Genomic DNA, 21,199 nt, shown 5'->3' with positions numbered 1-21,199 from the left:
TAATAATTATTTATAATCTATATTTTATGTTAATGCCTCCATACATATTAAAAGGTAATCCTGGGTAAAAATATCTGGGAGCATTACCACCAAACCCTCTAGCATTAATTTGTAACTGAGAGGCATATTTAGTGTCTAAAATATTATTAATTCCTAAATAGACGTCATAGGAAACATGTTTGCCAAGATTATTTTTGTATCCTATTTTACCGTGTAATAATTCATAATGATCACTAAAAACAGTGTTTTCATCATTTGCAGGTATTTTACTAATAGCTTGAAAATTAAGGTTTCCGTAGATTCCTTTTTTCTTAATAAAATCAATTCCTGCATTAATAATATGCGATGGAACACCTGTAAGATCATTACCAGAAAAATCGTTATCCAGATCTACAAAGTTATCAAATTCATAGTCATTGATGGTTGTATTGATAAATACATTTAGTTGACCTTTATCCATTTGGAGAAGTCTATAATTAAGTGTTCCTTCAATTCCATTATGAATCGTTTTCCCTGCATTGATAGCAAAGAAGTTGTCTTCCTCAGTTCTTCTGGCTACTAGTAAATCTTTAACTCTTAAAGAATATGCAGAAAGAGCTCCATATAATTTACCTTCTAAAAAGTTGTATCGAGTACCTATTTCATAATTCCAACCAATTTCTGGTCGTATATTCGGATTGAATTCTCCATCTGGTAATAAAGTTTCTGAAGTAGTAGGAGTAGAAAAACCATGTGCTATGTTTCCGAAAAAAATGAAATTATTATTTAATTGATAGTTTGCTCCAATTTTGGGAGAAAGAATTGGGTCAAAATCAAAGCTTCCAGAACTATCATTACCATCATCTAAAAATTCATCGTCAATTTCAAAAAATGTCTGGTTTAGATGTATTCCAAAATTGAATTGAAGTTTGTTGTTCAGTTTTATGTTGGTTTCTGCAAAAAGATTATAATAATTTCTTTTTTCATCAAGATCTGAGAGTTGGTTTCCTAAAACGCTACCAGTGCCTATTGGAAAATCTTCATATAAATTATCAAAAGTTTTTCCATTGTAAAAATCAAAAAATAATTCTCCACCTGCTGTCCAGTTCCATTTTTTTTTGAATAAGGTAGTCGTTCCAACAATTCTACTTCTAATTCCAATCGTGTTGGATTCTTCTTTTAAAATATTGAATGGTCTTGGCTCGTAATTATTCCTGAAAGAAGTAAATATACTGGTATGTTGCGAAAATGATGTGTTATAATCATGTTTCCAGGAAAGTCCTACAATTCCATAGTTAACATCTTCAAATGCTTTGGATTGCCCCCAAGTAAAAGCCGCTTGCTGTGGATTGTTATCAAAATCTTCTTGATCCAAAGAACTAGGGATTCCAGCTTTAAGGTCAACATAACTGGCAATAATAGAAAAGTTGTTTTTCTCTCCAGAATATATAGAAGAAGTAACTGTGACTGTATTCCTATTGTAAGTGTTATTATCTCGATATCCTTCAGAATGGTTATTGCTGTAGATGATATTAAGATCCGATTTTTGTCCTCCGATGGCAACTTTTGCAACATTTCTTCGTAAGCCATAACTTCCTAAAGAGCTTGATAAGGAGGCCTCTATAGTCTGATTATTTATAAATTCAGGCCTTAGTATGATGGTTCCTCCTAAACCAACACCATAACTACTAGATGAAGGTCCTTTATGAATATCAATTCTTGATAAGGAAGCTAATTCGAGATCTTCTATAGATGATTCTCCATTACCATCAGTTAATGGGATATCTCCAAAATAAGTCCTGATATTTGCAGTGCCGAATAAATTTCTTGCACCAATACCTCTAATAGTAATTCGATTAGTATTTAGCGTCCCGTTTTGCATAAAAACTCCTGGGACTTTATTTAGGATTGGGTGCAATTCGATCGTATTACCACGATTGATTTCTTGTTTGTTTAGGGTAGTGACTGCATCGGTTGCATATTTTTCCAGTAACGGTATTGATTGATTATTTATAAATACCTCTTGTAATTGATTAATTTCTGGAACAAGAGATATAGTCAAGGATTGATTTTCAAGAGTTATAATCTTTTGAGTTAGATAGCCTGAATAAGAAACTTCGATAACTCCATTGCTTAGAAGTTCAAACGTACCTTGATTGTTAGATAGTACTTTATTACCGGTTTTTACATCTAATATGGTAGCGTTATTTATGGGAATTAATGTTGTCTTGTCTATGACTAATCCAGATATCTCAAACTGTGCATTAATTGTGTGTGTAATAGAAAATAAAAGGAATATTATTATTTTTCTCAAAAGGTGGAGTTTTGCTCAAATATCGTAAACTAATTGAGTATTGGTTCTTAAAAATAACTTATAATTGTATTCTGATCAAAAAATAAAATCAATTAAATATGTTATCGAATGTTTAGAAAAACAATTTTCTTTTTTCTGGTTTTTTCCAGTACAATTTCTTCTGCTCAAAGAATTAAAATCGATAAGAAAAAACTGGAATTTTTAAAAAATGAGACCAAGGTTGATGTACAGTTGACATTTCCGAAGGATATGACTTTTTTTAGAGACCTAATGTCCGAACAAGAATTCATAGCTTATATGCAAGAAAGACGAAATACTAAGAAATCTTCTAAAGGTGCTAAATGGCTGGAATCATACAAAATTGCAAAACAAACAACATGGCAGAATGATTTTCTATCTAGCATTAATAACGAGTTAAAGAAATATAGTGATTTAAGATTTACAAATTCTGATGATGAAACAAATTATCTTTTGATTATAGAAGGGGATTGGCTTTACCCTGGTTATGGAGGTGGAGCTAGTGTGGCTAGAGAAGAAGCAAAATTAGAAGTTACTTTAAAGTTTATTAAGAAGTCTGACCCTAAAACCATTTTGTATAGCACCACTACCCCAAAGATAATAGGCAATTATGCCTATGGAGAGTTTGGAACCATTCTTAGAACTGGAGAGTGTTATAAAAAGCTGGGATATTTGTTGAATCTTCAGTTAAAAAGAATAGTAAAGTAAGAAAGATGAATAAAAAACTAATTGTGCTATTTTTCTTTATATGTATATCTTCTTTTGGACAAAGAATAAAAATTGATAAAAAAGAGTTGCAATTTTTAAAAGGAGAGACTAAGGTAGGAGTAAAGTTTACCTTTCCCGAAGGCTTTAGAATGGACGGAGATCATATTCCAGAAACAGATTTTTTAAAAATTAAAGAAGAAGCTTGGAATAAGAAAATTTCTCCTGATGGTGGGAAACGCTGGTTAGAAGCTTATGAACTTTCCAAAAAAGAAGATTGGCTAAATACTTTTATTACAGCTTTTAATGAAACTGCGGAATATTATACAGATTTAAAATTGACTAGTGATGTATCCAATACTAATTATACAATTATTGTAGAAACTAATTGGATGTATATGGGATATCATGGTGGTGTAATATATCAAAGAGCTAAACTAAAAACTACTATTAGATTTGTGAAAACGGAAAATCTTAATGAAGAATTATATGCTACTGAAACACCAGTAATAAGAGGGTTTTTAGGAGAAGGTCTTTTTAATGATTTAAGTAGGGTGAATCAAGCATACGATCAGACTAGTTATTTATTAGCATTGAGCTTAAAAAAGGTTTTAAAAAGAAGCCGTAAAAAATCATAGTTTGAAGTAATATTACGGTAACAAAATATGTTTTAGAAAAGTAAATCATATAAAATGAAATAGTTTTTAAGATTCATTGGGATTTAACAAAAGAGTTTACTTATATTTGCACCCGCAAAAAGGATAACCATATCGGGGTGTAGCGTAGCCCGGTTATCGCGCCGCGTTTGGGACGCGGAGGTCGCAGGTTCGAATCCTGCCACCCCGACAAAAAAATCCAATCACTATAGTGGTTGGATTTTTTGATTTAAGATTAAAATGAGATAAAACTTTCTTAATTGACTACGACCTTTTCAAACCACAGATTCCTAATAGCGTTGTTTTTTACATAGAATCCATTTATCTTTTGATTTTTATCTTTTGTAAATTCAATACTCCTTAAAAACCAACTATCGCCAGAAAACAGTATTGATGTGATAGGAGTAAAGCTGATATCTCCATTCTTTACATTGCTTAGCTTTAGTTTGTTATTATCCGCCATCGCGCTATACATAATGTTATATTCATGGTTAATATAAACTCCACCAAAGAGATTACTAATTTCTTGTGTGTTATAAGCTTTCAGGATATATTTTTCAAATCGAATCGGTTCTGCTCCTAGATATTGAAACTCCATAACATCAGTTTCGTCTTCAGGAAATTCGATATAAATTTTATCATCAAATTGAACTTTCATTTGAAATTTGTTGTTTTCTAGCGGGATTAAAGCATTGGTATTGCCATTGGTTCTTACATACCGTAAGGTATCATTGATTACTTTAATGTCTCTGCTTAATTCTCCTAATTGATCCCAATAATGCCCTTCAAATTTTTGAAGTTGTTTCTTTGATAATGATTTTGTTTTTAGGGTATTAAAATTCGTTGTTTCGGGTTCTGTAAAATGTTCTTCAAGAATATTATGCGCAGCGATTACTCCTAAGTAACCATTGTATCCATCTCCATTATTACTTAAAGCAATAGCCGTATAGTTTTGAGTAGGAAATTTAAAAATAGAACTATCATGTCCACTACCGCTTCCCAAGATATAGGTAGAAAATAAACCTCTTTCTTTATGGCCATATAATTGCCCTAAAGTAAGCTCACCAGAACTAGTACTATTTGTTCTCCCGTCGTTTAATTTTATTATACCATTCATTTGTTGGACAATTTTTTGGTCATTCCCAGAAGCGCTGTTTATATGATATTCCCATAAGATCAAATCATCTATTGAGGAATACATATTGTTAATTCCTAATACAGTATTTCCTGAATTATTAAGAATAGTTTTATCATCTTCTGATCTATAAGAGTGTGCTACATTTTGATGCATTGTGGTTAGATTAGTCCTGATGAATGTATTCGTCATTCCTATAGGTTTAAAAATATCTTCTTCCATATAATTTTTAAAGGACTTACCGCTCACATTTCCTATTAATTCTGCTAGTAAAGCAAAATTAATATCAGCTTCTGAGTAGTCAGTACCAGGATTAAAAGCCAATTTTTTTTGTAATGCTACTAATCGTAAAATATCTTTTTGAGAAAAATTCTCTGTATAATCCCACCCGCAAATTGATTTAAGAGCTTGATAATCATAAATTCCACTGGCACCATATAATAGATCCTTTACGGTTATGACTTGTTTTATACTTTGAAGTTCTTTTATATGTTTACGAACATCATCACCCAAAGAGAGTTTACCTTCTGTAACTAACTTCAGAAGTGCGTACGCTGTATAATGAGCTGAGCTCTGTCCTAAATTAAAACGAGTCTGCGATGTGATGGGTGTTTTATTTTCGATATCGGAGAGACCATAATTTTTTTTAGAAATTACTTTTCCATCCTTTATGATTGCAAAAGAGACTCCTGGACTGTTTGGTTGCTTCCATGGATTAAATAAACTATCTATCGTTTTCTCTATATCTTGGGGAATAGCAGATTGATGCTGAGCATAGGTTTCAAATGTTAATAGTAGGATGAAACTACATACTAATTTTAGTATTCTCATGGTAAATTTGATGTTTAATTTATATTTTGGTTATGTATCATTTCGATAACTTTTTTTGCCACAATTGTAGCACTTGTAGGATCTTGTCCCGTAACTATTCTGCCGTCCTGTAAATAATAATTATCCCATCCATCTTTAGAGAATTTAAAATCCCCTCCATTTTCAATGACTTTTTCTTGAATAGAAAATGGGAATTCTTGATAATAGTTTGCTTTCGTATCTTCAAAAGCATCTGGGAATCCAGTTATTTTTTTGTTAGAAATTAGAAAAGTTCCATCTTCTTTCTTGAGACTGGTAATACCAGCGGTACCATGACAGATAGAGGATATTATGCCTTTATTTTTTTCGTAGATATCCATCGAAATTTTCTGAATTTCCTTGGATTCAGGTACTGTGAACATGGCACTTCCACCACCAGTGTAATAGACAGCAGCGTACTTCTGATAATCTATTTGATTAGGAGATTTGGTATGCTGTAATTTATTCATGAAGTCAGCATCATACAAATACTTTTTGGTGATAGCATCAGAACTATATATGTACCCTACAGCTATTTCTCCTCCTTTTGGACTTACAAAATCGACCAGAAATTCTTCCTTTATAAATTCTTCATAAGCAAAAATTATTTCGGGAAAGTGATTCGTAGATTCAATATCTGAATCTCCATAATAATGAGCATTACTTGTAACAAATAATATTCGTTTTTTGTTTGATAATTTTTCAGTAATTATTGCTTCAGTATTTTCTTTTTTATCAGAAGGGGCTTGGCAACTCATTATAATAATAGTAAGAATACATTGTACAATTTTTTTCATGATTAAAACTTTATACAATGGTACACTTTGTATGCCTTAAAAAGATTTTAGGTAATAAATCAGGAGTGTTGAATTATTAATCAGGAATATAAATCGTTAGTCAATAATCGACTTACTATATTTTAAAGGTGTGGTGCCTGTATGTTTTTTGAAGGCAACATAAAAAGCAGATTTTGAATTAAATCCACAGTCATAACCTATAGCTTCAAAAGAATAATTAAGCTTACTATGGATCATTTTTTTCGCAGCTTCTATACGTTTTCCATTTAAGTAGTCAGAGAAACTTATTTTCATATTGTCGTTTAGTAGCAGTGACAATTTATTGGGAAGTATGTTCAGTTTTTTTGCAATTTTGGATAAAGTGATGTCCGAATTTTTATACAATTCGTTTTCTGTTATTAATTTTTCAAGATTACTGATAAGCAATTTAGCTTTATCTTCATCAATTCGCTTTTCACGGTATCGAGGTGGGTTTAAAAAGATAAGTTCGTTCCTTTTTTTTGTGAACAGTAGCAACAAAACAAGTAAATAGAAAACAAACGAAAAGGATAATGCTCCTACTATATAAGATGTGTAATTTCCAGTAATGAATGCAATGCAAATTATGGCATTACCAATATAAATACTTAAAAACCATAACCTAAACGTTGCCGCTCCTTTTTTAACTTGCTTGATCTTTCTATAATTTTTATAAATTATTTGTCCAGTGGCTATTACATAAACTGCCCATTGAGCATAGATAAAATAAATAAATACCGTTACCCAGGTTTTTTCATAAGTACTTCTTGGAAAAACTAAAAATAGGATGAGTGCAATGAGAGTTAAGATGACAAAATGGAGTTTTAGTTTTTTGCTTAAGGAATCAATAACTTCTAGTGCAGTTTTGACATAAAAATACAGTAGTGGACCAATAAACCAACATGCAAATAATCCTATTTGAATATATATATCGGCTAAATCATCGTTAAAATAAAAAAATACAGATTTACCAATACGGATACTTAAGGCAAGTAGTAATAAACCAAGAAATACATGACTCTTATGAGAAGGTTTTACATAAAAAAGAAAAAACAATCCTACTATTATTCCATTAAATGCTCCAAGAGCACTGAAAAAGAATAATAATTGAGATTGTACATCCATAAAAGATATATTGAAGTTATGTTTCAAATATAAAAAATGATGAGCATATTTTTATGCTCTAGGATATAGTAAAGTATTATTTTTAGCTAGAATTAAAATTTTTAATAAACTATATAGTTAGAATTCAGTACATATGATAATCAATAAATTGATGTTTTTTGTAGCTGTTTCGATTTTAGTTACTTTTGGCTTTAAACTCAATTGATGATGAAAAAAATTCTTGCTTTTGCTGGTTCTAATAGTAGTACTTCGATTAATCAAAAACTTGTAGAATATGTTGCTTCAGAAATTACGGATCATACGGTAAAAAATCTGAAACTTGTTAATTATCCTATGCCTATGTATAGTGAAGATGAGGAGAAAGATAATGGATTTCCAGGTATGACTTTAGGATTAAAACAAGAAATATCAGAAGCGGATGCTTTGATTATTTCAGTGAATGAACATAATGGTGGTTGGAGTGCATTTTTTAAAAATGTAATAGATTGGTTATCTAGATTAGATAGAAATTTTCTTGAAGGAAAGAAAATATTATTAATGAGTACTTCACCAGGTCAACGAGGGGGAATAGGCTCTCTGGAATACGCAAAAAATATGTTGCCTCGATTTGGAGGAGAGATTATAGAAAGCTTTAGCTTTCCATCGTTTTATGCTAATTTTTCTGCAGAAAAAAATGAGGTTACAGATGAAACACTTTTATTGGGATTAAAGGAAGTTCTAAGTACTTTTGCGCATCAAATTAAGTAACGAGTGCGGAGTACTAAAACATATACTTTAGATAATTCTTTGGAATTTAAATTCAAATTATTGCAATGGGCTCAACAATTTGATGAAATCATGTGGCTGGATTCTAATAAGTATTCTCAACAGTATGCTAGCTATGATGCCGTTTTGGCGATTGACGCTTTTACGCTTATTAAAACGGATTGTCATAATGGTTTTGATAAATTAAAAGAATATCAGGAACAAACAGCTGATTGGATTTTTGGATATCTATCATATGATCTTAAAAATGATACCGAAAGACTTGTTTCCAAAAATCAGGATTATTTAGATTTTCCAGATTTGTATTTTTTTCAACCTAAGAAAATATTTCTTCTAAAAGATAATGAGTTAGAAGTTCAGTATCTAAGAATGGTAGATGATGAAATGGATGAAGATTATAAATTGATTCATGCATTTCCATCATCGATAGAAGTCGCCAATGAAGATTCACCATGTGGAAAGGTGAAAATAAGTTTACGAATAACCAAGGACGTGTATAAGGAGAAAATCCAGGAAATGTTAGCCCATATTCATCGTGGAGATATTTATGAAGCAAATTTCTGTCAGGAGTTTTATGCAGAAAATAGTTGTATTGCACCTTTGGAAACCTATTATCATTTGAACCAAATTTCAACTCCTCCATTTGCAACTTTTTTTAGAATGAATCAACAGTATTTGTTATCGGCATCTCCAGAGCGATATCTAAGAAAAGAAGGGAATAGGATTATATCTCAACCAATAAAGGGAACTGCAAAGAGATCACCAGTTGATGAAGATGATAAAAGATTAATTTCAGAATTAGAAAAAGACCCAAAAGAACGATCAGAGAATGTAATGATTGTAGACTTAGTCAGAAATGATTTGTCGAGAACAGCTAGTAAAGGCTCGGTAACGGTAGAAGAACTATGTAAAGTATATACTTTTAAACAGGTGCATCAGATGATATCTACAGTAACTTCTGAAATTAACTCAGGAACATCTCCTGTGGATGTTATAAGGACCACTTTTCCTATGGGTAGTATGACTGGCGCGCCCAAAATATCAGCAATGCAAATCATTGAAGACCTAGAGGAATCCAAACGAGGTTTGTATAGTGGAGCTGTTGGTTATTTTACTCCTGAAGGAGATTTTGATTTTAATGTAGTCATTAGAAGTATTTTGTATAATGCGGCCAAACAGTACATATCATATACGGTTGGTGGTGCCATTACTTCTAAATCTGATCCAGATAAAGAATATGAGGAATGCTTGATTAAGGCAAAAGCAATGAGAGAAGTATTAGAAGGACTGTAACTAGCAACTCATAATACTATATAAGATTTTTTCTAAAACTTTTTCTTACATCTATGATTGTTTCTTTTACTTCTTGCGCTGTGATATCTTTGATTCGAGCTATTTCTTCAAAATTTAACTTCCCGAAAACAAATAGATCTATGATTTTAGAAGTTTCTAAAGGTAACCAACTATAAAATTTACCTAATAATTTCTGTTTTTTGTTTTCAGAAGAATCTTCAGATTGAATTATTTTAAGAATGGCAGAATCTGCATCATCATATATAAATAGTTGCTTATTCTCTGAGTTTTGATGATAGGAAATGTCATTTAGGTCTTCATTCATGATTAACTCATTATCGGCTTCTGAAGTAAAGTTTTCTTCTAACTTATTAAGTTCTTCTTTTAAAAAATAGTTCGTACTAATACATCTTTGGTGCCAGCCTTCGCTAATATATAACTCGTCAATTAGATGATCGGTTATTCTAAAAAGTTTTAACTCCAGTGATAACCTATCCATATCAATATCAAGATTATCCTCATTGTATAGATTTACAATAGCATCATCAATAATACCATTAGAACAGTACATGTTTTTTGGTAAAACACCTGTGCTTTCTGCAATATATAATCGATGTTTTACATAAGGATGCAAATGAGGAACAACAGATAGGATCTTTTTACCGAATTCTTTTTTATGATTATCTTCATAATATTGTGGCATTTCATCTATCATATTCATAATATCAACATTTTAAGGGTTCTTTAAAAATAACAAAAATGAATGGATTATTATGTTAAAAACCTGAAAATCAAATTGTAATGACAAATAAAAGAAAGATTGATCTACATATACAAAATCGTATATTTGAAGCATGTCTTAAGACAAATAGTAGAAGCATTGATACAGAAGTTTAAAACCCATATAGAGAATTATTTACCTTTTCTTAAAGAAGGAAAATTACTTATTGCTTGTAGCGGAGGGCTGGATAGTATTGCGCTAACATATCTTTGTCGCTCACTTAACTTAGAATTTGGTATTGCACATTGTAATTTTAAATTACGAGGAACAGAAAGTGAAGAAGATGAGAAATTTGTCTCAGAAGTAGCAGATAAATTAGGGGTTGCGTTTTTTGTAACAAGTTTTGATACAGAAGCATATGCAAATGACCATAAGATATCTATCCAAATGGCTGCGAGAGAACTAAGGTATACTTGGTTTAGAGAACTTCTCTTGGAACACCAATATGATTATGTGCTCACTGCTCATCATAAAAATGATAATATTGAAACGTTTTTAATAAACCTTTCAAGAGGTACTGGAATTGAAGGACTTACCGGTATTCCTGAAATTAATGATAGATACGTGCGACCTTTATTACCATTTTCGAGGAATCAAATTTTAGAATTTGCTAAAGAAAATAATATCCAGTGGAGAGAAGATAGCAGTAATAGTGTTACTAAATATTTGAGAAATAGACTTAGACATAATGTGGTTCCTGAACTTTTGGCTATAAATCCTCAGTTTTTACAAAACTTCGAAACTACTTTAGATCATTTGAAACAGGCTAGTACATTTGTTGAGAATCAAATGGATAGAGTCAGAAAAGATGTGTTTGAATATTCAGAATCAGATACCATTAAAATACCAATTCATAAGCTCCAGCAATATGATGATCCAAAAACATATTTATATTTTTTATTAAAGGAATATGGGTTTACTGCCTGGAATGATATTTTACAAATACTAACTGCACAATCTGGTAAGCAAGTATTTTCGTCTACGCATAGATTAGTAAAAAATAGAGCCGACCTATTATTGTGTCCAATAATAGAGGATGTTCCTGATCGTATTTATACAATTCCAGAAGAAGAAAATATGATTATGATTCCCTCTGGAATGCTTATGTTTAGAGAAATCTTTGATATATCAAATACAGATTTACAAACTATTTATGTAGATAAAGAAAAGTTAAAGTATCCTTTAGTTGTAAGAAAATGGAAAGAAGGCGACTATTTTTATCCTTTAGGCATGAAAGGCAAAAAGAAGTTGAGTAAATATTTTAAGGATGAAAAACTATCTTTGCTTGCCAAAGAAAGAGTTTGGCTATTATGTTCTGGAGGTGATATTGTATGGATTATAAATTACAGAGCAGATAATAGATTCAAAATAAGCCCCAAAACGAAACAATTACTAAAAGTAACGATAACCTAATGAGGAAAATACTATTACTATTAACAACACTGTTGTTTTCTACCACGTTGTTTTCACAAATATTTGAACCTATAAAATGGAAAAGTAGTGTCAAAGAGGAATCTGAAAATGTGTATACATTACATTTTGAAGCTATTTTAGAGAAAGGTTGGCATATATATTCCCAACAAGAAGTAGAAACGGATGATATAGCTCCTACAGCAACAGAGTTCACATTTTATAATGAAGATAAAAAGTATGAACTTATAGGAAAAACAACAGAGCCTGAAGGAATTCAGAAATTTGATAAAGTATTTGAAATGGATATCAAATATTTTGAGGATAAGGTTGTATTTGTACAGAAAGTAAGGCGATTAGATCCTTCATTAGAAGTTATTAAAGCAGAAGTTTTCTTTGGAGTATGTGATGATGAAAAATGTTTAGCACCTGATATAGTAGAGTTTACTTTGAATCTTTCAGGTAAGGAAATAAGTAATTCAGAAAAATTTGAAATTCCTAATGATCTTTTAAATACTAAGGAAGACGTTTCTGGTTTTTTAGAAGAGACAAGTAAAAAAGGAAAAGAAGGTGATAAAAGAGGATTATGGGCTACATTTATTTTGGCCTTTTTATCCGGATTTGCTGCATTACTAACACCATGTGTATTCCCTATGATACCGATGACGGTCAGTTTTTTTACGAAACAAAGTAAAACAAGGGCAGCTGGTATTAGAAATGCAATTATATATGGAATTTTCATAATTGTAATCTATGTAGGATTAGGTTCTGTGGTTACTGCAATATTTGGAGCTGATGCATTGAATGCATTGTCCACCAATGTTTGGTTTAACTTAATATTCTTTGCGTTACTTATCGTTTTTGGCTTGTCTTTTTTAGGAGCTTTCGAAATAATGTTGCCAAATTCTTGGGCTAATAAAGTAGATCGTCAAGCTGATAAAGGAGGTTTGATAGGTATATTTTTTATGGCACTAGCACTGGCTATTGTCTCGTTTAGCTGTACAGGACCTATAGTGGGAACAATACTAGTAGAAGCGGCATCAAAAGGAGGTATCGCACCAATTATTGGAATGCTTGGATTCTCATTAGCAATAGCAATACCATTTGCACTTTTTGCAATGTTTCCAGGTTGGATGAATTCTCTTCCCAAAAGTGGCGGATGGTTGAATACAGTAAAAGCATTTCTTGGTTTCTTAGAACTAGCATTTGCATTTAAGTTCTTGTCTAATGCAGACTTAGTATTGCAATTGGGCTTATTGCAGAGAGAAGTGTTTTTAGCTATCTGGATAGCTATTTTTGGAGTATTAGGATTGTATTTATTAGGTAAAATAAAACTTCCTCATGATTCACCGATAGAACAGATTTCTGTGGGAAGATTATCATTGGCGCTATTAACCCTTGCATTTACTATTTATTTAATCCCAGGAATGTGGGGAGCTCCTTTAAAGCTAATTAGTGGTTTTCCTCCGCCTCAAACATATAGTGAATCTCCTAGAGGTTTTGGAGGTTCTGGAAATCAGTTATCGAACTCAGAACTTCCGGAAGGAGCAAAATATGGTGAACATGATATTGTTTCGTTTACCGATTATGAGGCAGGTTTAGCATATGCTAAAAAAGTAAATAAGCCGGTATTGATTGATTTTACTGGGTATGCTTGTGTTAATTGTCGTAAGATGGAAGAATATGTATGGTCTGAACCAGCCGTATTAAAAACGTTGAAAAATGATATTGTATTGATTTCTCTATATGTAGATTACAAAAAGGAACTTCCAGAATCAGAACAGTATGTTTCAAAAACCACTGGTAAAAAGATTAAAACTATTGGTAATAAATGGAGCGATTTTCAGATTACCAGGTATAAGGCAAATGCACAACCTTACTATGTTTTGATTGATCACCAAGAATCTAATCTGAGCACTCCAATAGGATATACTCCTGATGAAAATGAATATCTAAAATGGTTGAAAAAAGGAATTAATAATTTTTCCAAAAGATAAAATGCTTATGATGGTATAAGTTTTTATTATGACGTGGTTGTAAGGACAGATTTAATTATCGACTTTTTCCTTATCTAAAGCAAATAACAGCGTCTATGGAAAAAATCGACTTATCTCAGTGTTTCCCGTTTATTGAAAAAGATCTAAAAGATGAAATTATGTCTTTTGGAGAATTTAAGAATATTCCCAAAGGAGAATATGTAGTTAAGCAAGGGAGTTACTTAAGTTTTTTACCAATTATTTTAGACGGATTGATTAAAATGTATGCGGAAGAAGATGAAGTAGAATTTTTACTATATTATATACATCCTAATCAATGTTGTATCCTTAGTTTTAATCACCTTTTTGATCAACAGGCAGTTCGTTTCTCTGCTAAGACAGAAGAAGATACTAAGGTGTTATGCGTACCCATGAATAAAGTAAAGGAGTGGTTTATAAAATATCCATCATTTACACAAATTATTCTAAAGGATTTTCAACGGAATTATGAAGATCTACTCAATACGACTAAACAAGTAGTTTGTTATAAAATTGAAGATAGATTGGTTAACTATTTAAACGAAAAAGCCAAACTTCAAAATTGTAATATGATCCAAATGTCTCATAAACAAATAGCATCAGATTTGGGTACTTCTAGAGAAGTTGTTTCTAGAATAACCAAGAAATTACAAGCCACTAATTTATTAATTCAACATAAACGACATATCGAATTAACGAAAGGAATTTACTGTAAAAACTAAGTAGATTCTATAATAACGCATCACAAAGACATCGCAAATTTGCGATGTCTTTGTGATGCGTTATTATTTAATAATTTATGATTTAAAATACTGGCATTCAGTTCTTTAAAATAACATTTTTTTAACTTTTAGGAGTGACTTTTGTCACCGTTTATAGCTTTTATGTGATTATATATTTGCTTCATATTGATGAACAAACAAAATGTATAAATCATGAAAAAAAATTTAATTTATTTAATTGTTGGACTATTTACATTCATCTCATGTAGTGATGATGATGATATTGTAGTACAACCAGATGGGGAAACTGATGAAGTAATTAATCAGGTGGTTTTTAATGAAGTAAGATATCAAGGAACCGACTTGATTGAAATCTTTAATAAAGGAAATCAAGAAGCTGATTTAAGTGATTACTGGTTATGCTTAGGACCAGGAACGTATGAAAGAATAGGTGATCTAACACCAGAGAGTGGAGAGATTGTTATTCCTGTAGGAGGATACTTAGTAATATCTTATGACTTACCAGATACTGATGGAGGTTTGGGGTTATACTCTGCTAATGCCTTTACTGATGCTGATGCCCTTGTGGATTTTGTTCAGTATGGAGCTGGTGGCAGTGCCAGAGAGAATGTAGCAGTGGCGGCAGGATTATGGACAGCAGGGGAGTTTGTGCCAACGGTAAGCAATGCAGATAATAGTATTGTATTTGATGGAGAAGGAGATGGAGCAGCAAATTGGGCAGAAACAACGACTGTTACTTTCGGAGCCGAAAATATGTTAACTGTTCCTGTAGAAGTAAGATCAATAGTATTTAATGAAGTACAATACGGAAGTAGAGATTTAGTAGAGATTTATAATAATGGAGATGTAACGGTTGACTTAAGTTCATATTGGTTATGCTTAGGTCCTGGTACTTATGTACAAATAGGAAATGTTACTCCAGAAAGTGGAAATATAGAATTAGCTTCTGGAGAGTTTTTAGTACTTCCATATACTATGCCTGATGATCAAGGAGGTTTAGGATTATATTCTGTAAATGAGTTTACAAATCCAGAAGCAATAATGGATTTCGTACAATGGGGATCTGGAGGAAGTGCTCGTGAGAATGTCGCAGTATCTGCAGGAATATGGACTGCTGGAGAATTTGTTCCAACGGTTAGGCTTAATAGTTATAGTATTGAGTATGATGGAGAAGGAGATGCAGCTGCCGATTGGAGTGAAGAAATTAATCCATCTCTAGGAGCAGCAAATGATGTAGAGAATCCTACAACAACATTTAACGTAACATTGAGTAATACGATTAATTACTTAAATGTACATACGTTTACAACGCCAGTTGGCGCAAGTGGTCCAGGACCACTAACAACAAACGGAGCACAATATCAGGTATCTTTTAAAGCTGTTACTGGAACTAAATTTACTCCTGTCACTATGATGGGTAATAGTAATGACTGGTTTTTAGCACCAACCAATCTTGATGGAATTGATTTGTTTCCTAATGGACAGGCACTTAATGGTGTCGATATTGCAAGCCAACTTTCGTTATATGATTTAGGTACAGAAGCAGATAATGATCCAGCTACTTTCCCGCCAGCAGGGGAGAACGTGGGACCAGCGGATGCAGATCCATTAGTTAGGTTGGTACCAGGAAGAGATACAGGAGATATTTATATGACTGCTGTATTGGATTATGCTAATGGAGACGGAAATTCTGCAGGAACATTTACGTTAACCATTACGGCGATTAATGCCCCTAATTCTGGTATGGCACCAAGTTCAGACAATGGATTTGTAATTACGCCGGGAATTGTAGTACTTCATGCTCAAGGTGAACCATTATTTACGATTGGAGAAGAAGACAGAGGTGTTGGATTAGAAGGAATTGCAGAAGATGGTATGCCGGGAGCTTTATACAATTGGTTTACAGAAGAAGGATCTCAGGGGACTCCGTTACGTTTGTCATCATCGTTAACACCTTTCTCGCCAGCATTTATCTATGCTTTTAATACAGAAAGGGATCCTTGGTTTACTCAAGGAGAACCAACAGCAGCATCCAATGGTTTAGAAGAAATCGCAGAAGACGGTAACAGAATGGTGGCATATAATTACTTAAAAGACTTTGGAATTCCAGTAGCTTTAAGCAATGAAATGGGACCTATCGGACCAGGAGAATCTTTCACTTTTACGATAGAAGTGCCACAAGGACAAAATTACAAGTTTGGGTTTGGAACCATGTTTGTAAAATCGAATGACTGGGTAGTAAGTTATAATAATGCTGGATTGCCATTGTTTGGAGAAGATGGAGCCACTCCATATTCAGGTGTAGATTTAAGTACTAAAACATATTTGTATGATGCAGGAACAGAAGAAGATCAACCTGTAGGATTTGGTATGGATCAAGTTATGAATCAATCAGGACCAAATACAGGAAATGCAGATACGAATACTACGATCAGAAGAGTGTCGAATCTAGAAGATGTACAATTTGGAAAAGGAGTGATTAGTAGTCCTCCAGGTGTAACTTGGTCTGGAGATTCCAGAGGAGGATACAATATCATAGAAATTGATTTTCAACCTCAATAATTCACTAAGAACTCTATATTTGGGGATATCGTAAGTTCTTAGCATCAATGAGCCTTCAGTTAATACTGGAGGTTCATTTGTTTTAGTTCGATACACCTATAAGATTGTTAAAATCTCCTTAAAAGGAAGCTTGTCGGCATTCCATTTTTTTATCTTCAGCATTCAACTAAACTCAAACAAATGCGATCAACTAGAATACTATTATTATCCCTTTTTAGCTTTTTGATTTTTATCACATCTTGTGCTAAAAAAGAAGAAATATCTACCAAAACAGAGGTTCAGAAAACAGATGAAGTAACTGAAGAAAAAGATACTTATGATGTAAAAGAGTATTATTCTAAACAGGAAGTGGATATTGTGATGAGAGATGGAACTAAACTTCATACTACGATTTATTCTCCTAAAGATACCAGTAAGAAGTATCCGATTTTGATGCAAAGAACTCCCTATAGCTCTCGTCCATATGGAGAAAACCAGTTTCGATCTAAAATTGCTCCTAATGAATTCTTAATGAAAGAAGGAAATATTGTGGTATACCAAGATGTAAGAGGACGTTGGATGAGTGAAGGAGTATATGACAATATGAGAGCCTATATACCTAATAAAAAAGATAAACAGTTTGATGAAGCAAGTGATACCTATGATACGATTGATTGGTTGGTTAAAAATGTAGAAAACACGAATGGAAAAGTTGGGATTTGGGGAATATCGTATCCTGGTTTTTATGCAACATACTCTTTGTTAGATGCGCATCCAGCATTAAAGGCTGTTTCTCCACAAGCATGTATTGGAGATTTCTTTTTTGATGACTTTCATCACAATGGAGCATATTTATTAAGTTACTGGAGAGCAACTGCTGTTTTTGGTTATGAGAAAACAAAACCTGTTAAAGAGAGTTGGTATACGTTTCCAGAGTTAAACAGTAAAGATCAATATCAGTTTTTCTTAGATGCTGGTCCACTTAGTACTTTGGATCAATATTATAAAGAAGATAATGTTTTTTGGACACAGCTCAAAGAACATCCTAACTATGATGAGTTTTGGCAGAAGAGAGGAATCATACAGCACCTTAAAGATATTAAACCCGCAGTGATGGTAGTAGGAGGGTTATTTGATGCAGAAGATTTGTATGGACCTTTTGAAACTTATGAAAAAATAGAAAATAATAGTGATAATTATAATATCATGGTTTTTGGGCCATGGAGCCATGGAGATTGGGCAAGGAATAAAAAACGACAGGCGATAGGGAATGTATATTTTGGAGATGATATTTCACTTAATTTTCAGAAAAATGTAGAAACAAAGTTCTTCAACCATTTTCTAAAGGGTGATGGAAGTGAAAATACAGGTCTATCCGAAATTCAGATCTTTGATACTGGAAAAAAGGAGTGGAATACTTTTGAAAGTTGGCCACCAAAAAATGCAGAAAAGAAAACAATGTATTTGTCAGGTAGTGACTTATCAGAAAATACAGGAGATGAATTTTCTGAGTTTATTAGTGATCCTAAAAAACCAGTTCCATATACTGAGGATATAAAAATGGTATTTACACCTAGAAAATATATGACAGACGATCAGCGTTTTGCAGCACGTCGTCCGGATGTATTAGTATATGAAACTCCTGTCCTGACAGATGATATGACGCTTTCTGGTGAAGTTTTAGCAAAATTAAAGGTTGCTACTACTGGAACTGCTGCGGATTGGGTAGTGAAATTAATAGATGTATATCCTGCTGATGCCGAGGACACTGAAGAAACTCAGGCATATCTAAAAATGTCAAATTATCATATGATGGTAAGAAGTGAGGTACTTAGGGGGAGGTTTAGAAATAGTTTTAGTAATCCAGAACCATTTGTATCCAATCAAAAGACAGATGTAACTATTAAGCTTCAGGATGTGCATCATACTTTTATGAAAGGACATAAAATTCAGATTCAAGTGCAGAGTACTTGGTTTCCTTATATAGATTTGAATCCACAAACTTTCGTTCCGAATATTTTTGAAGCGAAAGAATCAGATTTTAAGAAACAGACTCACAAGGTATTTGGAGATTCTTCAATAGAGTTTTCTGTTTTAAAATAAAATATACGATACTAACCAACCTTAATACCCCTAAAAGATGAATAAAGTAAAATTCACCTTATTATGTTTTTGTTCTTTACTTATAGTTTTTAGTTGTAAAAAAGAAAGTGAAAAGGCTACTACCTTAGTTTCTAATGAACAAAAAAATGAAGAACACTCGAAGAAGCTTAACGATTGGTTCGAGGCTCAGTTTCAGGAAGAAGTAGCTAATTCACCAATGACGCAAACCTATTTAGGAGTGAAGACCGAAGATTATGGTAAATGGGATGATGTTTCCTCTAAAAAAGGAGTAGAAGATTTAGAGAAAGCCAAAAGAAGGTTACGATATTTAAATGATTCTGTAGAAGTTTCTAATCTTAATCGAGATGCCAAGCTAAGTTATAAGTTAATGAAAGAAGATTTGGAAAATACAATTGAAGATTTTCAATATCGTTTTTATGACTACCCAGTAAATCAAATGCATGGAATGCAAGCTGAGATTCCCGCATTTTTAATTAATATGCACAATATCGAAAATAAAAGTGATGCAGAAGCTTACATTTCCAGGCTCAATGGAATGGATGAGCTGTTTGTTCAACAAATAGAAAATATAAAAATACGTGAAAAGAATGGTATCATTCCTCCTAAGTTTGTTTTTGCAAAGGTACTTACAGATTGTCGTAATCTAATTTCCGGAAAACCTTTTGATGCATCTAATAAAGAAAGTACATTATTATTAGATTTTAAAGGTAAAGTAGCAAAGTTGGAAGTTGCGGATGAAGAAAAAACAATTTTGCTTTCCAAAGCAGAAAAGGCGTTGCTTGATCATGTGAAACCTGCTTATGATCAATTGATTACATTATTAGAAGATCAACAGCAAAGAGCTACAGTGGATGATGGTGCTTGGAAATTTCCAAAAGGGAACGCATTTTATAACAATGCACTAAAGCGTACTACTACAACTAATATGACAGCAGAAGAGATTCACCAGTTGGGGTTAGATGAGGTAGCCAGAATTCATAAAGAAATGAAGGATATTATGACGGAACTTAAGTATAAAGGGACGTTACTGGATTTCTTTAAATTTATGAAAGAAGATGAACAGTTCTATTATAGTAATGATGAAGAAGGTAAGGCAGCCTATTTAAAAAGAGCAGTAGGGTTGATAGATAATATGAAATCTAGAATGGATGAACTCTTTATCACAAAACCAAAGGCAGATATTGTGGTAAAAGCAGTAGAAGCTTTTAGAGAAAAGAGTGCAGGAAAAGCTTTTTATCAAAGGGGAACTCCTGATGGTACAAGACCTGGAACTTATTATGCTAATTTATATGATATGGAAGCCATGCCTAAATATCAAATGGAAGCTTTAGCATATCATGAAGGAATTCCTGGACATCATATGCAGATTTCTATCGCACAAGAATTAGAAGGAATTCCAAAGTTTAGAAAATTTGGTGGATATCAGGCGTATGTAGAAGGATGGGGATTGTATAACGAGTTTTTACCAAAGGAAATCGGTTTGTATAATAATCCATACTCAGATTTTGGAAGATTAGCAATGGAGTTGTGGAGAGCATGCAGATTAGTGGTAGATACAGGCATACACCAAAAAAAATGGACTAGAGAAGAAGGAATCAAATATTATACAGATAATACACCAAATGCGGAGAGTGATGCAGTTAAAATGGTGGAAAGACATATTGTAATGCCAGGTCAGGCTACAGCGTATAAAATAGGAATGAATAAGATCTTGGAGCTGAGAGAGACTGCTAGATTAAAACTTGGTAACGAGTTATTTGATATTAGAGAATTTCATGATGTTATTTTAACCAATGGAGCAGTACCTCTTACAGTTTTAGAAGAGTTAGTAAATGAATGGGTAGCTTCAAAAAGTAATAATTCTTCTCAAATAAAGGAAGATTCTTAATAGCTGGACTGCAATTTCAGGAACAATATTTCATAAGCCTTTC

15 protein-coding genes and 1 tRNA gene are annotated in these 21,199 nt (G+C 32.5%); 11 read left to right on the top strand and 5 right to left on the bottom strand.

The window, feature by feature from the left end; genetic code table 11:
* Positions 1-10: 10 nt before the first annotated feature.
* A complete protein-coding gene (locus Q0975_RS13045) occupies positions 11-2,293 on the bottom strand; it encodes a TonB-dependent receptor (RefSeq protein WP_299437315.1) in 2,283 nt (760 codons plus the stop codon).
* A 108-nt stretch (positions 2,294-2,401) separates the two neighbouring features.
* Between Q0975_RS13045 and Q0975_RS13040 the strand changes: the two genes are divergently transcribed.
* The 3 genes from Q0975_RS13040 (at position 2,402) to Q0975_RS13030 (ending at position 3,862) form a co-directional block, all read left to right on the top strand.
* On the top strand, positions 2,402-3,019 hold the full coding sequence (locus Q0975_RS13040; RefSeq protein ID WP_299437313.1) for a hypothetical protein: 618 nt from the start codon (positions 2,402-2,404) through the stop codon (positions 3,017-3,019).
* Positions 3,020-3,024: 5 nt separating this feature from the next.
* A complete protein-coding gene (locus tag Q0975_RS13035) occupies positions 3,025-3,654 on the top strand; it encodes a hypothetical protein (RefSeq protein WP_299437311.1) in 630 nt (209 codons plus the stop codon).
* A gap of 133 nt (positions 3,655-3,787) precedes the next feature.
* Positions 3,788-3,862: transfer RNA gene (locus Q0975_RS13030), tRNA-Pro, on the top strand.
* A gap of 66 nt (positions 3,863-3,928) precedes the next feature.
* Here the strand turns inward: Q0975_RS13030 and Q0975_RS13025 are convergent.
* The 3 genes from Q0975_RS13025 to Q0975_RS13015 all read right to left on the bottom strand — a co-directional run bounded on the left by Q0975_RS13025 (position 3,929) and on the right by Q0975_RS13015 (position 7,596).
* Positions 3,929-5,638, bottom strand: a complete 1,710-nt coding sequence (locus Q0975_RS13025) for a serine hydrolase domain-containing protein (protein WP_299437309.1) — start codon at positions 5,636-5,638, stop codon at positions 3,929-3,931.
* 14 nt (positions 5,639-5,652) lie between these two features.
* A complete protein-coding gene (locus tag Q0975_RS13020) occupies positions 5,653-6,453 on the bottom strand; it encodes a type 1 glutamine amidotransferase domain-containing protein (RefSeq protein ID WP_299437307.1) in 801 nt (266 codons plus the stop codon).
* A gap of 96 nt (positions 6,454-6,549) precedes the next feature.
* Positions 6,550-7,596 (bottom strand): helix-turn-helix transcriptional regulator, encoded by a 1,047-nt coding sequence (locus tag Q0975_RS13015; RefSeq protein WP_299437305.1) that lies wholly within the window; start codon positions 7,594-7,596, stop codon positions 6,550-6,552.
* A 204-nt stretch (positions 7,597-7,800) separates the two neighbouring features.
* Between Q0975_RS13015 and Q0975_RS13010 the strand changes: the two genes are divergently transcribed.
* Both Q0975_RS13010 and pabB read left to right on the top strand, forming a co-directional pair.
* Complete coding sequence (locus Q0975_RS13010) at positions 7,801-8,343, top strand: NAD(P)H-dependent oxidoreductase (RefSeq protein ID WP_366888739.1); 543 nt, start codon at positions 7,801-7,803, stop codon at positions 8,341-8,343.
* Between the two features lie 3 nt (positions 8,344-8,346).
* Positions 8,347-9,654, top strand: a complete 1,308-nt coding sequence (gene pabB / locus Q0975_RS13005; protein ID WP_299437303.1) for an aminodeoxychorismate synthase component I — start codon at positions 8,347-8,349, stop codon at positions 9,652-9,654.
* A 16-nt stretch (positions 9,655-9,670) separates the two neighbouring features.
* On the opposite strand, the gene Q0975_RS13000 is transcribed toward pabB, so the two are convergent.
* The gene (locus Q0975_RS13000; protein WP_299437301.1) at positions 9,671-10,375 is read right to left on the bottom strand and encodes a hypothetical protein; all 705 of its coding nucleotides are present in this window, start codon (positions 10,373-10,375) and stop codon (positions 9,671-9,673) included.
* A 126-nt stretch (positions 10,376-10,501) separates the two neighbouring features.
* On the opposite strand from Q0975_RS13000, the gene tilS reads away from it, so the two are divergent.
* The 6 genes from tilS to Q0975_RS12970 all read left to right on the top strand — a co-directional run bounded on the left by tilS (position 10,502) and on the right by Q0975_RS12970 (position 21,156).
* Positions 10,502-11,848, top strand: a complete 1,347-nt coding sequence (gene tilS, locus Q0975_RS12995; RefSeq protein ID WP_299437299.1) for a tRNA lysidine(34) synthetase TilS — start codon at positions 10,502-10,504, stop codon at positions 11,846-11,848.
* On the top strand, positions 11,848-13,842 hold the full coding sequence (locus Q0975_RS12990) for a thioredoxin family protein (RefSeq protein WP_299437297.1): 1,995 nt from the start codon (positions 11,848-11,850) through the stop codon (positions 13,840-13,842). Before tilS ends, Q0975_RS12990 begins: the two co-directional genes overlap by 1 nt.
* Positions 13,843-13,937: 95 nt before the next feature.
* The gene (locus tag Q0975_RS12985) at positions 13,938-14,582 is read left to right on the top strand and encodes a Crp/Fnr family transcriptional regulator (protein ID WP_299437295.1); all 645 of its coding nucleotides are present in this window, start codon (positions 13,938-13,940) and stop codon (positions 14,580-14,582) included.
* Positions 14,583-14,795: 213 nt separating this feature from the next.
* Entirely contained in the window at positions 14,796-17,165 is a 2,370-nt protein-coding gene (locus tag Q0975_RS12980) for a spondin domain-containing protein (RefSeq protein WP_299437293.1), read from the top strand.
* Positions 17,166-17,345: 180 nt separating this feature from the next.
* Complete coding sequence (locus Q0975_RS12975; protein WP_299437292.1) at positions 17,346-19,247, top strand: CocE/NonD family hydrolase; 1,902 nt, start codon at positions 17,346-17,348, stop codon at positions 19,245-19,247.
* Positions 19,248-19,284: 37 nt separating this feature from the next.
* Positions 19,285-21,156 (top strand): DUF885 family protein, encoded by a 1,872-nt coding sequence (locus Q0975_RS12970; protein WP_299437290.1) that lies wholly within the window; start codon positions 19,285-19,287, stop codon positions 21,154-21,156.
* The last annotated feature ends 43 nt before the right edge of the window (positions 21,157-21,199 follow it).

Origin of the sequence: uncultured Aquimarina sp., from assembly GCF_947500065.1 — a bacterium.
Taxonomy (GTDB): Bacteria; Bacteroidota; Bacteroidia; order Flavobacteriales; family Flavobacteriaceae; genus Aquimarina.
This window is presented reverse-complemented; position numbering and strand designations above follow the sequence as displayed.

Excerpts from the sequence above, each read along its gene's own strand:
- Q0975_RS13040 (WP_299437313.1), top strand. The coding sequence starts at position 2,402 with ATGTTTAGAAAAACAATTTTCTTTTTTCTGGTTTTTTCCAGTACAATT.
- Q0975_RS13035 (WP_299437311.1), top strand. The coding sequence starts at position 3,025 with ATGAATAAAAAACTAATTGTGCTATTTTTCTTTATATGTATATCTTCT.
- Q0975_RS13025 (WP_299437309.1), bottom strand. The coding sequence starts at position 5,638 with ATGAGAATACTAAAATTAGTATGTAGTTTCATCCTACTATTAACATTT.
- Q0975_RS13020 (WP_299437307.1), bottom strand. The coding sequence starts at position 6,453 with ATGAAAAAAATTGTACAATGTATTCTTACTATTATTATAATGAGTTGC.
- Q0975_RS13015 (WP_299437305.1), bottom strand. The coding sequence starts at position 7,596 with ATGGATGTACAATCTCAATTATTATTCTTTTTCAGTGCTCTTGGAGCA.
- Q0975_RS13010 (WP_366888739.1), top strand. The coding sequence starts at position 7,801 with ATGATGAAAAAAATTCTTGCTTTTGCTGGTTCTAATAGTAGTACTTCG.
- Q0975_RS13000 (WP_299437301.1), bottom strand. The coding sequence starts at position 10,375 with ATGAATATGATAGATGAAATGCCACAATATTATGAAGATAATCATAAA.
- Q0975_RS12990 (WP_299437297.1), top strand. The coding sequence starts at position 11,848 with ATGAGGAAAATACTATTACTATTAACAACACTGTTGTTTTCTACCACG.
- Q0975_RS12985 (WP_299437295.1), top strand. The coding sequence starts at position 13,938 with ATGGAAAAAATCGACTTATCTCAGTGTTTCCCGTTTATTGAAAAAGAT.
- Q0975_RS12980 (WP_299437293.1), top strand. The coding sequence starts at position 14,796 with ATGAAAAAAAATTTAATTTATTTAATTGTTGGACTATTTACATTCATC.
- Q0975_RS12975 (WP_299437292.1), top strand. The coding sequence starts at position 17,346 with ATGCGATCAACTAGAATACTATTATTATCCCTTTTTAGCTTTTTGATT.
- Q0975_RS12970 (WP_299437290.1), top strand. The coding sequence starts at position 19,285 with ATGAATAAAGTAAAATTCACCTTATTATGTTTTTGTTCTTTACTTATA.